At 48.8% G+C, this 13,205-nt stretch carries 16 protein-coding genes; 8 read left to right on the top strand and 8 right to left on the bottom strand.

All coding sequences use genetic code 11. The features are described from left to right. Positions 1–15: 15 nt before the first annotated feature. On the bottom strand, positions 16–780 hold the full coding sequence (fabG, locus tag NC997_RS20695; protein WP_190525529.1) for a 3-oxoacyl-[acyl-carrier-protein] reductase: 765 nt from the start codon (positions 778–780) through the stop codon (positions 16–18). Positions 781–921: 141 nt separating this feature from the next. Here fabG and trxA point away from each other — a divergent pair, with 141 nt between their 5' ends. After that, positions 922–1,239 (top strand): thioredoxin, encoded by a 318-nt coding sequence (gene trxA / locus NC997_RS20700; RefSeq protein WP_190525530.1) that lies wholly within the window; start codon positions 922–924, stop codon positions 1,237–1,239. A gap of 451 nt (positions 1,240–1,690) precedes the next feature. On the opposite strand, the gene psb29 is transcribed toward trxA, so the two are convergent. After that, complete coding sequence (gene psb29 / locus NC997_RS20705; protein ID WP_190425383.1) at positions 1,691–2,428, bottom strand: photosystem II biogenesis protein Psp29; 738 nt, start codon at positions 2,426–2,428, stop codon at positions 1,691–1,693. Positions 2,429–2,645: 217 nt separating this feature from the next. Between psb29 and NC997_RS20710 the strand changes: the two genes are divergently transcribed. Next, positions 2,646–3,260, top strand: a complete 615-nt coding sequence (locus NC997_RS20710; RefSeq protein WP_190425386.1) for a chromophore lyase CpcT/CpeT — start codon at positions 2,646–2,648, stop codon at positions 3,258–3,260. Positions 3,261–3,310: 50 nt separating this feature from the next. Here the strand turns inward: NC997_RS20710 and NC997_RS20715 are convergent, their stop codons facing one another. From NC997_RS20715 to NC997_RS20730, 4 genes are all read right to left on the bottom strand, one after another. Further along, on the bottom strand, positions 3,311–3,679 hold the full coding sequence (locus tag NC997_RS20715) for an STAS domain-containing protein (protein WP_190411700.1): 369 nt from the start codon (positions 3,677–3,679) through the stop codon (positions 3,311–3,313). A 262-nt stretch (positions 3,680–3,941) separates the two neighbouring features. Then, positions 3,942–4,364: an anti-sigma factor antagonist gene (locus NC997_RS20720; RefSeq protein WP_190525531.1), complete on the bottom strand. Its 423-nt coding sequence runs from the start codon at positions 4,362–4,364 to the stop codon at positions 3,942–3,944. Positions 4,365–4,438: 74 nt separating this feature from the next. Next, the gene (hemF, locus tag NC997_RS20725; RefSeq protein ID WP_190525532.1) at positions 4,439–5,485 is read right to left on the bottom strand and encodes an oxygen-dependent coproporphyrinogen oxidase; all 1,047 of its coding nucleotides are present in this window, start codon (positions 5,483–5,485) and stop codon (positions 4,439–4,441) included. A gap of 19 nt (positions 5,486–5,504) precedes the next feature. After that, the gene (locus NC997_RS20730; RefSeq protein ID WP_190432348.1) at positions 5,505–5,663 is read right to left on the bottom strand and encodes a hypothetical protein; all 159 of its coding nucleotides are present in this window, start codon (positions 5,661–5,663) and stop codon (positions 5,505–5,507) included. Positions 5,664–5,850: 187 nt separating this feature from the next. Here NC997_RS20730 and NC997_RS20735 point away from each other — a divergent pair, with 187 nt between their 5' ends. From NC997_RS20735 to NC997_RS20755, 5 genes are all read left to right on the top strand, one after another. Beyond that, positions 5,851–6,342 carry an SRPBCC family protein gene (locus NC997_RS20735; protein ID WP_190411696.1) on the top strand — a complete coding sequence of 164 codons (492 nt, stop codon included), beginning with the start codon at positions 5,851–5,853 and terminating at the stop codon, positions 6,340–6,342. A 287-nt stretch (positions 6,343–6,629) separates the two neighbouring features. Beyond that, a complete protein-coding gene (locus tag NC997_RS20740; RefSeq protein ID WP_190525533.1) occupies positions 6,630–7,694 on the top strand; it encodes an Mrp/NBP35 family ATP-binding protein in 1,065 nt (354 codons plus the stop codon). 71 nt (positions 7,695–7,765) lie between these two features. Beyond that, positions 7,766–9,019 carry a rod shape-determining protein RodA gene (rodA, locus tag NC997_RS20745; protein ID WP_190525534.1) on the top strand — a complete coding sequence of 418 codons (1,254 nt, stop codon included), beginning with the start codon at positions 7,766–7,768 and terminating at the stop codon, positions 9,017–9,019. A gap of 97 nt (positions 9,020–9,116) precedes the next feature. Further along, positions 9,117–9,314 (top strand): NAD(P)H dehydrogenase subunit NdhS, encoded by a 198-nt coding sequence (locus NC997_RS20750; protein ID WP_190411693.1) that lies wholly within the window; start codon positions 9,117–9,119, stop codon positions 9,312–9,314. Between the two features lie 115 nt (positions 9,315–9,429). Next, a complete protein-coding gene (locus tag NC997_RS20755) occupies positions 9,430–10,098 on the top strand; it encodes an HAS-barrel domain-containing protein (protein ID WP_190411692.1) in 669 nt (222 codons plus the stop codon). A 51-nt stretch (positions 10,099–10,149) separates the two neighbouring features. Here the strand turns inward: NC997_RS20755 and NC997_RS20760 are convergent, their stop codons facing one another. Beyond that, entirely contained in the window at positions 10,150–10,329 is a 180-nt protein-coding gene (locus NC997_RS20760) for a hypothetical protein (RefSeq protein WP_190411691.1), read from the bottom strand. Positions 10,330–10,388: 59 nt separating this feature from the next. Here NC997_RS20760 and NC997_RS20765 point away from each other — a divergent pair, with 59 nt between their 5' ends. Then, on the top strand, positions 10,389–12,506 hold the full coding sequence (locus NC997_RS20765) for a cation:proton antiporter (RefSeq protein WP_190411729.1): 2,118 nt from the start codon (positions 10,389–10,391) through the stop codon (positions 12,504–12,506). A 127-nt stretch (positions 12,507–12,633) separates the two neighbouring features. On the opposite strand, the gene NC997_RS20770 is transcribed toward NC997_RS20765, so the two are convergent. Beyond that, entirely contained in the window at positions 12,634–13,092 is a 459-nt protein-coding gene (locus tag NC997_RS20770) for a hypothetical protein (protein WP_190411690.1), read from the bottom strand. Positions 13,093–13,205: the final 113 nt, after the last annotated feature.

Here is a 13,205-nt window from a genome sequence, read left to right on the forward strand (position 1 = left end):
CTGCCGCTATGGTCGCTATGCCATCACCATACCGCCGTCTACATTGAGCGTTTGACCCGTGATATAGGCGGCAGCCGGATCGGCAGCGAGGAATCGCACTAACCCAGCAACCTCCTCTGGCTGACCGTAACGACCGAGGGGAATGAATTTTAAGATTTCCTCTGATTTGAGATTGCTTGTCATATCAGTGGCGATAAATCCAGGGGCAACAGCATTTACTGTGATGCCGCGAGTAGCGAGTTCTTTGGCGACGGTTTTCGTAAATCCAATCACTCCCGCTTTGGCAGCGCTGTAGTTTGCCTGACCGGGGTTGCCCATCTGACCGGCAACGGATGAGATATTAATAATACGCCCGGAGCGTTGCTTCAGCATCACCTTACTGATGGCTCGCGTACACAAAAAGACGCCAGTGAGGTTAAGGTCAATGACAGCTTGCCAATCTTCCGGCTTCATCCGCAACAACAGGGTATCGCGTGTAATTCCAGCATTATTCACCAATACATCAACGCGCTTCCACTTCTCCATCACAGTGTTAAGGAGGGCGTCTACTTGATCGGCTTTGGATACGTCTGCTTGGAGGGCGATCGCGCTACCGCCTGCTGCGGTAATTTCACTCACAACTTCTTCGGCTGCCCCACTAGAACTGGCATAGTTAATCGCTACATTGGCTCCCGCAGATGCCAAGTCTAAGGCGATCGCTCGACCAATTCCTCGTGAAGCGCCGGTAACGATGGCAACCTGTCCGCGCAATCTTTGCTGGCTCTCTGGCAATGCTTCCATCAATAAATTCCTCTCGATCCGTTATGAACGCGGTTATTTAACCGCGCTAACGATCTTAGGTCGATTCGTACCTCGGACTGAACGAATCAATACTCCAAAAGATTACGATTGTCGTGAAAGAGCAGAAAACACTTTGATCGCATGGCAACTAAAAAGCAGTTCAACAATTTCCAAGAGTTACTGTCTGGGTCTGAAAAGCCAGTGTTGGTGGATTTTTACGCGACTTGGTGCGGTCCCTGTCAGATGATGGTTCCGATTCTGGAGCAGGTGAGTGCCCAGATGAACGAACGGTTACAGGTTGTAAAAGTTGATACGGATAAATATCCAAATTTGGCGAGTCAATATCAAATTCACGCCCTGCCAACGTTGGTTTTATTTAAAAATAGTCAGGTAGTGGAGCGCATTGAGGGTGTGCTGACAGCCCCACAACTTATCCAGCGCCTAGAAGCGTTGGTTTAAGGCTACATCGGCAGTATCTGGGTGTAACCAATAGCTCTCTTTGGCGAAAGCATCCACAGATGCTGACGATCGCAGACGCGGATATGTACGGGAGCTCCTATCTTACCGCCTTCTGAGTCAGCTGCCAAACCAGCCCGGAACTTGACTTCCGGGCTAATCTTTCAACTTGGTGCATATCTCGGAAAGCTGGGAGAAGTGCTGCGAAGGGAGGCTGCATTTTTACCGCCGAGATGCCAAACCGAAATTCATTTCTGGAGAGCAGTTGGTAATCTACAAAGCTAAAGAAAGCGAACCCTTAAATCAGTTGCCAATAGTCATTAGTTTGTTGCTAATGACTATTGGCAAATGACTAAAGACCCATTACCACTTACTGATGTTTAGCCCATCAAAAGGGAATCGGATGAGCGATCGCTATCATACGGAAGGCTTTCTCAGCTTCAACACAAGTTGCCTAATCTTGAGAAGTGCCTGGAGCAACGCTTGATTCTGGAGAACTATTGGGAGGAGCCACCACAACCCCTTTATCCCCACGTTGCTCGCGTTTTTTTCGATCTGCTTTTAGCATATCTTCCATAGCCAGCTGCATTTGAGCCATTTTCTCCAAATTGCTGCGATACAGCTCTAGGTCTTTGAGTAATTTATCTTCTGGCAGGTTTAAGGCATTACAGATTTGCTTGAGCGCCTCAATCCGCTGCTTTTCGTCTTTTACCAAATCGGAATCTGCTACTTCCAGCAGCGTAAATAAACCAATCGCAAACAAACGGCTGTACTTAAACGGAGAATTGTTAGCGATCGCCTGCACAGCAGCGTGCAAGTCATCAGCGCCGTGACTAGGAGCCGTTGGGTTTAACCAGGCAACGATATCCTTCCCACCCAGACGCATGGCTAATTCTTCCAGCCGCTGGGCATCCTGCTTGTACTGTTGCGGCTCGTTCTCGACTGCTCGACAGAGGGCTTCAAAAATCGGTTCTTTATCTCGTTCTGGTCGATAGCCTTGCATGAAGCGGTTAAAGGATGTCACCACGCCCAATGCATAAATGGGGTCGTAGCGAAAGTCCACATTGACCGAAAGCAAGTGCATTTCCACCATCAACTCTTCTACCACCCGCCGGTAGATGGAGTTAATGGGGCGGGTGTGTAGGGTATAGAAAGTTCTTTTGGTGTCTGATACAGTGCGGACGTTATTCACCGGAAAATTTTAAGTTTGAGGGCGATGTAAACTCATTGTCACAGCTTTTGGACACCTTTGCCAAGGCAATGTCTTGTAGAGACTCCCGGCGATACAATGCCGGGGATCGCAGAAATTAGTCATTGGTAATTGGGAAAAGGGTCTTAGAAGTTAGAGATACGCCTTCCTTATCCTAAATTCCGATTGCTGATTACTCATTATCGATTAGCCATTCCCAATGACTTTTTCTCCTGAACTAACGCTCCTGGCTCAATATATAGCTGGAGAATTTGAGAATTCAGAACAAGCGACAAGAGAACCCGCTTGGTACGTAAACCTCCGCCTTTGGCTGCGACCCGTACCGCTGTTTGCAGAAGATAGCCTCACCCTGTTTGCAGAGCAAGCGAACATCCTGCAACTGGATCGTCCCTATCGTCCTCGGATTCTGCGCCTGCGCCACAGCGACACCTCTCAAGCCTCGCTGATGGTGCAATACTATATGCTGAAAGATCCCGATCGGGTCAGAGGTGCCGGTCAAAATCCAGCCTTGCTGAAGACGCTTACACCAGAACAGATGGAACTTCTCCCCGGCTGTACCCTCGCCGTCATTCAGCAACCCTTAGCTCAAAATACCTATAACTTTTCTACCGCACCCGCGACTGATGCCCCCTGCTGTTTTACCTATCAAGGAGAAACTTACCAGGTTTCTTTAGGGTTTGAGGCGCGGCATCAAGAATTTAGAAGCTATGACAAGGGAATTGACCCCCAAACAGGCAGAGCCATCTGGGGGGCACTGCTTGGCCCCTATATTTTCACTAAGCGCGAAGATTTTTCCGCTGAGCTAGCAATTTGAAATCTTTTGTCCTTAGTTAAGGACGATTGACTGCATAACTCATGAATAATTTAGCTGACCATGCTGCGAGGCACTCCTTCAAGAGCCTCTTCCTCGGTTTCAAAAATTTCAAACACCGAATCCATCATGGTGACTTCAAAAACGAGTTTTGCCTCTGGATGGACGTTACATATGCGGAAACTGCCTTTTACTTTGTCAGCATCTCGCATTCCTGCCACCAAGGATGTTAGACCAGAGCTGTCAATAAAATTAACTTGACCGAGATTCACAACTACGTGGCGACTGAGTTTGGAAATACATTCCTGCAACTTCAGACGAAACTGCCATGCGGTTGTAATATCCAGGCGTCCAGTGGGGGCTAAGACGATGACTGTCGTCCCGTCTTGAGTCGTATGTGTTCTCTGATCGATATGAATCACCAAGACCTCCTTGCTCCGGAAGCTCCGTCTATATTTAATATCTAGATAGGAGCCGCATTTTACTACGATTGCTCCCATGATTTGAGCTTTCAGTAGTCTAACTCTAACTTAGAGATTAGAGCTACCAAAAATTCAGCTCGCCTAATCTTAAAGCAAAGCTTGAAAAAAATTACATTAAATTCGGCTTCTAACAGACTAGATTTGAGCGATCGCCCACTAAGATAGCACTCAGAATCATACAGGTAGAAGATTCCAGTGTTACTCACAACTCTGCTTCAATATCCGGAAAAAAGGGATCGCCTCCTCTTCTAGGGGAGAGGATGCTTCCAGGGGCATCCGGAGGGTTGAAGCAGTCGTTGCAGTTCTCGTAGATTTCTAATACCGAATCCATCATGGTGATTTCCAGCACCACCTTGGCGGCTGGAAGCAGATTGCAAAGGCGGAAACTCCCGTTTACCTTGTCCGCATCTCGCATCCCTGCCACCAATGAGGTGAGACCAGAACTATCAATGAAATTCACTCTCCCAAGATTTACGACCACATGACGACTGAGTGTATAAAGACTCTCTTGTAATTTCACGCGAAATTGCAAAGCTGTGGTGATATCCAGCCGTCCTGTTGGTGTCAAAACGATAATCTTCGTGCCGTTTTGGGTCGTGTATGTTTTCTGGTCGATGTGAAGCACGGACACTCACCTCTAAAGATGGGCAAGTATATCAACCGGGTGCGATGAGAGCGGGATTTTTCCCGTAGTCTAACTCAGACCGGCGATTCCGAGGGAAGTGTCCAGTTTGCCCAATCTTGTGGCTTTAAGAAAGTTTCATAAAGCTCGGCTTCTGGGGTGTTCGGTTCGGGTTGATAACCATATTCCCAGCGAACTAGAGGCGGTAAAGACATCAAAATTGACTCGGTGCGCCCGTTCGTCTGAAGACCAAAAATGGTGCCTCGGTCGTAGACGAGGTTAAATTCCACATAGCGACCGCGACGATAAAGCTGGAAATTCCGCTGGCGATCGCTATATTCCATTTTTTGCCGCCGCTCGGCAATGGGAACGTAAGCCGGTAAAAATGTCTGACCGCAATGCTGCACAAAAGCGAACAAATCTTCCCAGTTGCGAGGTTCTGGCGTACCCACTTGGTTGCTGTAAACAGCTGCTGGTCCATCGGCGTGCGGGCCGCGATACAAAGCTCCTTGACCATCTTGATAGTCAAAGAAGAGTCCTCCAACGCCCCGCGTTTCTTGGCGGTGCTTCAGATAAAAATATTCATCGCACCAAAGTTTAAACGTGGGGTAGTACTCTGGGTGGTGGGCATCACAGGCTTGCTTTAAAGTGCGGTGAAATTGGGCGACATCTTCCGCAAATGGGTAGTAAGGGGTTAAATCGATCCCACCGCCAAACCACCAAACTGGCCCTGCCTCAAAGTAGCGATAATTGAGGTGAACCGTCGGGACGTAGGGATTGCGCGGATGCAAGACCATTGAGGTGCCAGTCGCATAAAAGCCGTGCCCAGCCGCCTCCGGGCGTTGCGCCAGAATCGACGGAGGTAACTGTTGACCCCAGACTTCAGAAAAATTAACGCCACCCTGTTCAAAAACTGCGCCCTCGCGGAGGACGCGGGAACGACCGCCGCCGCCTTCTTCTCGTTCCCAGGCATCTTGTTGAAATTTCCCAACTCCATCCAGTTGTTCCAAACCTTCGCAGATTTGGTCTTGCAGCTGCTGCATAAACTGGCTGACCCTAGCTTTCGAGTCATCTGGGGGCAAAACCTTAGCAGAAGTAGTTACGTCCGTCTGAAAAGCTGTCATAATCTCAAGTCAATATTGTTCACAAAAGCGATTGGGAAAGGAAAAAGGTATTGAATTGAATAAATCGGGATGGGAGTTCGCCTGAGTTCACCCAGGATACCGGCTTGTACGGGCGCGATCGCTTGTACCACGTCAGCTTGCTTTTCGGGGTGAGGGTGAGCCGCTTTGATCGGGTCAAAGCACTCAACTCTATGCGATCGCAGGGGAACTTACAGCCTATCTTAAATCGGGTCTGCTGAACCCAAGCAGCAAGTTGAATAAAGCGTCTACAGGCTATCGAAATATCCTACAGGGGGATGCTACCTAATGATCCCAGGGATTAAAGTAATAAGTTCCCTTGAAGACTTGGTGCGAGGAGGAGTGTTGTGATTCTCAATTTTTCCTTAAAGTTTATCGCTGGTCGAGAGGGTTTTTCCTTTAAGTTTTCCCTGGTTCGGACTTACCGCGCCGTTAGTTCTGCTTCGGTGGATGTCCTCTGGCAAAAATTAATCAATATTGGCGATGTATCCTGGCATCCTCTACTTGCCAGCACCAATGTCCCCAGCGGGTTGATTGCCAAACCGGGATTGATTTACAAGGTAGTCACGCGCTGGCTACCTATTCCCATCCGGGTTTTTGTTGAGCGTGTCCGTCCCTGTGAGTTACTCAGTGTGAGAATGCTGGCAATCCCAGGAGTTGAGAAACGGGTGACGTACCAGGTAGAATCGACGGTCTGCGGCACGTATGTATCTTATTCAGTGACGTTGCGCGGTTGGTTGTCACCTTTAATTTGGTGGATGATTGGGTCTTACTCAGCTCGTGTTGCCACTGAATTAGCCCAAGCTGCCGAACAGGTGGGTTTACAAGCTCAAGGCTAGAAACTAGAGAGGACTGAGGACTGAGGACTGAGGACTGAGGGCTGAGGGCTGAGGGCTGAGGGCTGAGGGCTGAGGGCTGAGAACTGAGAATACAGGTTTCAGGAGAGGGGGAGAGGCAAATAGAGGGAGTTATCAATTAGTAATTAGTAATTAACAATCTAAATTTAGACCCTGAACTGCATAGCGCGATCGCGTCAAACAAACCGTTAAGATACTTGAAGAGAGAGAACCCCGATCGTTTTGTCCCAGGTGCAATATCTGGGATAAGGAATGCAAGTAACCTAGTTATGCTCGATGCCAGCTCAGTTTTAGAAGTATTGCGACCCGTGCAAGATCCCGAACTCCGCAAGAGTTTGGTCGAGTTGAACATGATTCGCAATGTGCAAATTGACTCCGGAAAAGTCAGCTTCACTCTGGTGCTGACGACACCTGCCTGTCCACTACGCCAGTTCATCGTGGAAGAGTGCGAACAGGCACTCAAGAAAAATTTGCCAGAAGTGACAGATGTCGTGGTAGATGTCACCGCTGAGACACCCCAACAAAAGTCGCTTCCGGATCGCGCCGGAATTGCTGGTGTAAAGAATATCATCGCGATTTCTAGTGGCAAGGGCGGTGTGGGCAAAAGTACTGTAGCGGTGAATGTGGCAGTGGCTTTAGCACATTTAGGAGCTAAAGTCGGTCTGATTGATGCGGATATTTACGGGCCTAATGACCCGACAATGCTGGGATTGTCAGACGCCAAGATAAGCGTGCGGCAAGGTGCCAATGGTGAAGAGTTGGAACCGGCTTTTAACTACGGCGTCAAATTAGTTTCAATGGGGTTTTTGATTGACAAGGATCAGCCGGTGATCTGGCGGGGTCCGATGCTGAATGGAATTATTCGCCAGTTTCTCTACCAAGTACAGTGGGGGGAACTGGATTATTTGATTGTAGATATGCCCCCCGGCACTGGAGATGCCCAGTTAACGCTAGCGCAAGCGGTGCCAATGGCTGGGGTAGTCATTGTAACGACGCCGCAGACGGTGGCTTTGTTGGATTCGCGTAAGGGCTTGAAGATGTTCCAGCAGTTGGGAGTATCCGTGTTGGGAATGGTGGAAAATATGAGTTATTTTATTCCGCCGGATATGCCCGACAAGCAGTATGACATTTTTGGCTCTGGAGGCGGTGAAAAGATGGCGCAAGAACTCGGCGTATCGTTGCTGGGCTGCGTACCACTAGAAATGCCCGTGCGAGAGGGGGGCGATGCAGGAGTGCCGATTGTGGTTGCCGATCCAGAGTCGGCTTCTGCGAAAGCGCTGATGGCGATCGCTCAAGCGATCGCGGGCAAAGTTTCTGTCGCTGCCTTAACTTAAGAAAAATTAAAAAGGTAAAGTAAAAAATTTGCCTTTTTAATTTTTAACTTTTAATTTTTAATTGTTTAGCAATGTTGCATAAGTCACTAACTGGTTTTCGCTGGCGATCGCTGCTTTCCCCTTGGCAAGAGGTAGATTGGCTGCTATTGGGACTGATTGTTGGACTCACCATTTTTGGAGGTGTGATGATCCGCAGTGCCGAACTTAACCAGGGATTGACCGACTGGTGGTGGCACTGGCTGGTGGGCCTCATTGGGCTGATATTGGCGATGTTTATCGCGCGATCGCGTTACGAGAACCTGCTCCAGTGGCACTGGATTCTTTATGGCATTACCAACTTGTCCCTGATCGCGGTGATGATTATTGGTACCAGCGCCAAAGGTGCCCAAAGATGGATTACTATCGGCGACTTTAACATTCAACCCTCTGAATTTGCCAAATTAGGCGTAATTATCACCCTAGCTGCTATTCTCCATGCTCGGCCCGCCTCCACGATTCCCGCTGTTTTGAGAGCTTTGGGCGTGACTGGGGTTCCCTGGATTTTAGTATTTGTGCAGCCCGACCTAGGAACCTCCTTGGTGTTTGGAGCGATTGTGTTAGGTATGCTCTACTGGGGGAATGCCAATCCCGGCTGGCTAATCCTGCTAGCTTCTCCGGTGATTTCGGCTATCTTGTTTAACGTATTTATGCCCGGATGGTTCATCTGGACGGCAATCATGGGCATTATTGGTTGGCGCACCTTACCGTGGCCGTTGTCGGGTGCCATTGGAGCGATCGTCGTCAACTTGGTGGGAGGCGAGTTAGGGCAAATCTTCTGGGGAGTTTTGAAAGACTATCAAAAAGACAGATTGATTTTGTTCCTTAACCCGGATCTAGATCCCCTCGGCGGCGGATACCACCTGATCCAATCTCGTATTGCCATTGGTGCAGGCGAACTGTGGGGACGAGGGCTTCACAAGGGAACCCAAACCCAACTTAACTTTATTCCGGAACAGCACACTGACTTCATTTTCTCTGCCATTGGTGAAGAATTCGGACTTGCAGGCAGTTTCTTTCTGCTATTTATCTTTTGGTTGATCTGCCTGCGCTTGGTGATTATTGCCCAAAATGCCAAAGACAACTTTGGATCTTTATTAGCAATTGGCGTCTTATCGATGATTGTGTTTCAGGTGGTCGTTAACCTAGGCATGACGATGGGACTTGCACCCGTAACCGGCATTCCCCTTCCCTGGGTTAGTTATGGTCGTTCGGCGATGTTGAAGAATTTTTTGGCGCTGGGGATTGTAGAGTCTGTGGCAAATTATCGACACCGATTGAAGTTTTAGCTTTTTGTCATTCGTTATAGGTCGCTGGTTTGACCTATGACGAATGACAGCTAACTGCTATTAAGCTAATAAATGAAAACTTAACCGAGAAAAAATCATGATTCTGCCTGGAGCGGTCGTTCAAGTAAAGAACACTAACGATATCTACTACGGCTATAAAGGGCTAGTCCAACGGGTTGGCGAGGGAAAGGCAGCAGTCCTATTTGAAGGGGGAAATTGGGATAAACTCGTCACCTTCCAACTATCAGAATTAGAACTTGCAGAGACAACAGCAGGTCGCAAAAAAGCAAAATAAGATTGGAAAAAAGTAATTGGTAATTAGTCATGCTTCAAAGTTCATGGTTTTTACCTAAAGAAACATGAACGACTAATTACCGATTACCCATTACCGATTATCCATTACCAAAAATATGCGACTTCCCCTGCCACAGTTTGCCACAGGCGATCGCCCCGCCAACCATATTGCTGAGGTGATTGAGACGGCAACGACTGAATTCCTGGCACAGTGTCTCGATCCAGAAGACTTGAGCTTCCCTGTCATGCCAGCCTTTGGCAGTTGGGTCAAAGCTACGGATGAAGAGTCGGGAAATCTCGTCTTTGCTGTTGTTTATCATGCGGCGACCAGTCCCATTGATTCCATTCACCGCGCAAGAGCCTTGGGGCTATCATTGCAGGAACTGCGAGAGCAGCAACCCCAAATATTTGCCATGCTGAAAACCGAGTTCCGCGCCGCTATTGTTGGTTTTGAAGCTACCCATCAAGGGGTCAATGGTTCTAAGCGCCTGGGTGGAACGATTTATCAGTACCTGCCGCCTCGTCCGCCGCAAATTCATCAAGCGGTTTACCAGTGCGAACCGGAGGAAATTGTTCACTTCAGCGAACAGATGGATTTCTTAAGAACCTTATTGCAGGTCATGGGTGCGCCGGTGGAGGCGCTGATTGCAGCAGCGATTCGAGAAATTTATCAACTACGCAAGGCTGACCGTGACTGGTTGGTGCAGGCAGGACGGACCCTCAGCGTCCTTCTCAAGGACGACTACGACCGCTTGAGGTATATTTTGAGCCAAATCCGTTTATAGGCAGCGGATGCCCTAGAAACTTAACGCCTAAAAATTAAAGGTGTCTTGTCCTCAAAATATCCGTCCTTCGCGCTTAGGGCGCAAAAACTTCTGTAACTCTACTTCCATTGGGGCACCCCGTAGATCCAAAATATATTCATCTACTGCACCCAGCACCCCTATTTCTTTAGGGTAGGGCGCAAAAAACGGTTTTTCTGTAGGATGTCTCCAGTGATACCACCATGTTTTCAAAAGTCAGCATCGCTGACTTTTGCAAGCATCGCTTCAAACTCATCTCCAAGCCGCTGTTTATGGAACCGATTTTGCATGTGTTCCGAGAGGAACCAATTGTTCCCTTCGCTCTTTTGCTAGTAGTCATCTTGACCGTGCCCATCCTTTTTGAGCGGCTGCGACTGCCAGGACTGGTTGGTTTGCTGGTAGCGGGAGTGGTTCTTGGGCCTAATGGGTTGCAGCTGCTTCAGAAAGAATCAGAGACGATGAAGCTGCTATCAGATATCGGGTTAGTTTACCTGATGTTTGTGGCAGGGCTAGAAGTTGACATTGAGCAGTTCCGCAAAACGAAGCATCGCTCTGCCGGTTTTGGCACGTTTACCTTTTTAGTGCCCCTAATTATGGGAACAATCGTGGGGCGTGTATTCAACTTTGACTGGAACGCTTCAATTTTGATTGGCTCTCTGTTTGCCTCCCATACCCTCTTGGCTTACCCGATTGTGAGCCGTCTTGGCGTAGTAGGGAACGAAGCCGTCACGGTGACAATTGGAGCGACCATCTTCACTGACGTTGGCGCTCTACTGGTATTGGCTGTTTGTGTGGGAATTCATGGGGGTGACTTCACGGTTGTGAAGCTACTCACCCTTTTTGGTTCTTTGATTGTCTACTCTGCCGTCATTTTGTTTGGCTTTGACTGGGCGGGTCGAGAGTTTTTCCGGCGCACTGGGCAAGAAGAAGGCAATCAATTTTTATTTGTACTCTTGGCACTATTTCTCGCATCGTTGGGTGCCCAGCTAATCGGTGTGGAAAAAATTGTCGGAGCTTTCCTTGCCGGTCTGGCGGTGAATGATGTTGTGGGGGAAGGGCAAGTAAAAGAAAAGGTGGTTTTTGTCGGAAGCGTCCTGTTTATCCCCATTTTCTTTGTGGATATGGGGCTACTGATTGATATCCCAGCATTTATTAAAACGCTCAGCTCTATCTGGCTGACCCTAGCGATTGTAGTGGGTTTGATTGGTAGTAAGTTTTTAGCGGCTCTGTTGGCTAAATTTGTCTACCGCTACAACTGGCGCGAGATGCTCGTGATGTGGTCGCTGTCGCTGCCCCAGGTTGCGGCAACGCTGGCTGCTACTCTCGTCGGCTACCGGGTTGGACTACTAACGGAAGAGGTTTTAAACAGCGTTATTGTCTTAATGCTGGTGACGGCAACGCTAGGACCGTTGATTACCAGTCAGTTCGCACCCGGATTAATCGTAACGGAAGCTGAGCCACTAGAGAGCGATAAAACTCGACTGGATGGGGAAAAGGCATCGGCAAGCCATCCTTTTACAGTAGTTGTACCCGTCTACAATCCGCAAACTGAGAAGTATTTGATGGAAATGGCAGCGCTATTGGCGCGGCATGAAGCTGGACGAATTGTGCCTTTAGCGATTACGACAACCAATGCTCAGATGGACGCACCGCAGATGGAAGCTGCGTTCCAACGCAGTGAGATGCTACTTGAGCGAGCCACGGAACTGGCTGGGGAACTGGGTGTGAAAACCGAGCCGTTGCTGCGCCTAGATGACGACATTGCTCGCGGAATTAGCCGCGCTAGCCGCGAACAAAAAGCGAGTTTAATTGTGATGGGCTGGGGCAAACGGACGGGCTTCAGGGCGCGTTTGTTTGGCAATGTGATTGATAGCGTGCTGTGGGCGTCCCATTGTCCAGTTGTGGTGACACGCCTCTTGGATTCGCCTATGAATTTTCACCGCATTTTGGTGCCGGTGGAAAACTTGACGGGGCAAGGGACGCAACCGTTACGGTTTGCGAAAATTCTAGCCGATTCCAATCAAGCTCAGGTAACGTTGTTACACGTCTGCAATGCTAGAACTTCGGCTGCTAAGGTAGCGTGGACGCGATCGCAACTGTCTCTTTTAGCCTCGAAGTGGGCACCGGAGACGAACTTTGAGATTGAAGTGATTAAGCATGAGAATGTGGCGCAAGCGATTCTCAATACAGCTCGTTCGTTTGATTTGATTGTCTTGCGATCGCTACGATACCGCACTGCGGGCGGTCTGGAAGTTAGCGATATCACGACCCAGCTGGTTCAACATCTCGCTTGCTCTGTGGTGCTGTTAGGGGAGCCGCAACGAACCACCACCGGCGTGCTTCTCCCCAAGCCGTCGCCAAGGGTTGCCAACGATAATGTCTTAACGTGAGTAATTCGTTTCTCACCTCTACCCCACCCTTTCCTTGTAAGGGGTGGGGTTTGGGGTTTAGAGTTCTTATCTCAGATCCCAGAAGTATTGCCAAGGGTTGCAAACGTCCCCTGATGCGGCGTTCCCTCTAGTTACTGCCTCTCTTTTTTAGGTCTGCTTCTAAGGCTTCTAGTTGCTTCTTCTTCTGTTCGAGTTCTTGTTCTAAAGTTTGAATTTGTTCGCGACGCGCTTCCATTTCCAAATTTTTGCGAGCTAATTCCTGACTTTGTAAAGTAAGGTCTTGCCGCCAGTGTTCAGCACGTTCGGCTTCCTGCTGCAAAAAAGCGGGAGTAATACTACTTGTCAGGTACTGCTGCACTAAATCCAAAACCCAGTTTTTGGCTTCGTGAATACTTAGAATCTGCTGATTCTCGCCAAGGTCTGCCAGAACCAACAAACCTTCGCTTAAGGATGGAATCTCAGCGGCGGGAACGACAGATTCCTTCTCCACCACTGCCCAGATATTGTCAGAGGTTTGCTCAGCTAGGATTCGCAATTCCAGACTGCCCGATGATTCATTTTTTTGCACTTCGGCAAAATATCGCATTGGTATTTTGTCTTTAAATTAATAAAACTGGGCACCCTAACTTTACGGGCGTATTCTACTTTAAACAACCCTTTTCTTCTTCCCTCCCAAGAAGGAGTGTGTAACCCAGAGTG

The sequence above is a fragment of the Trichocoleus sp. DQ-A2 genome (assembly GCF_039961915.1).
Taxonomy (GTDB): Bacteria; Cyanobacteriota; Cyanobacteriia; order Cyanobacteriales; family FACHB-T130; genus FACHB-T130.